This is a genomic window from Rhizobium sp. BR 317, from assembly GCF_047445835.1.
Classification (GTDB): domain Bacteria; phylum Pseudomonadota; class Alphaproteobacteria; order Rhizobiales; family Rhizobiaceae; genus Rhizobium; species Rhizobium paranaense.
Genome location: NZ_JARWLB010000203.1, coordinates 1 through 620, shown reverse-complemented (window position 1 = coordinate 620; position 620 = coordinate 1). Strand labels below are relative to the sequence as shown.

1 pseudogene is annotated in these 620 nt (G+C 58.7%); it reads right to left on the bottom strand.

Annotated features, from left to right (window positions below):
* Window positions 1-246: pseudogene (locus QD357_RS32800) on the bottom strand (hypothetical protein); the annotation flags it as partial.
* Window positions 247-620 lie beyond the last annotated feature (374 nt).

Sequence of the window (620 nt, the reverse complement as noted above, 5' to 3'; positions counted from 1 at the left end):
ATAGAGAAAGCCTTTGCGGCCCTTCCTGCGGGTTATGCCGCTGTCCAATGCGGCGAGGTAAACGATATCGGACTCGTCGCCAATCGCATGCCTAGCGGTTGATGGGGCTTTCGAACTGGTTGCCTTGGAAGGCATCGGATCAGCGGCAGCCGATGACTGTTCTTGTGCGAATTTCGCTCCAGCGCACGCGGCGGTGGTATCCCGGGTGTCTAATTCCGATCTCAATGGCAGGCCGTTCTCAGTCATCGCCTTTTTGCTTTAGCGCGTCAGTAGCCGGCAGGCTTGGAGCCGCGCGGACCTTCTCCCGTCCCGGGAGGGTGGGCAGCGCTCCATGTCGCGACCTGGTGGATGTAACCCACGGCCTGAACAGATTGTTCCATCGTCGACGTAGGCTGGTGCCAGCAGCGGTGACGGATCAAAACAGGGAGTGGCAAGGGCGGGAACTTTTACAGCGCTCCATTGACCTCCACGACGTTCAAGTCAGGATCGCGAAGATAGAGCTGCGGGAAATGGGCAGGGCCGGAGCGGAAGATCAGCAGGCACTTTGGATCGCTTTCAGGCAGGTCATCTCGAAAGCCGAGGTCTGCAAGCCGTTTGACAACACCATCGAAGTCATCGGT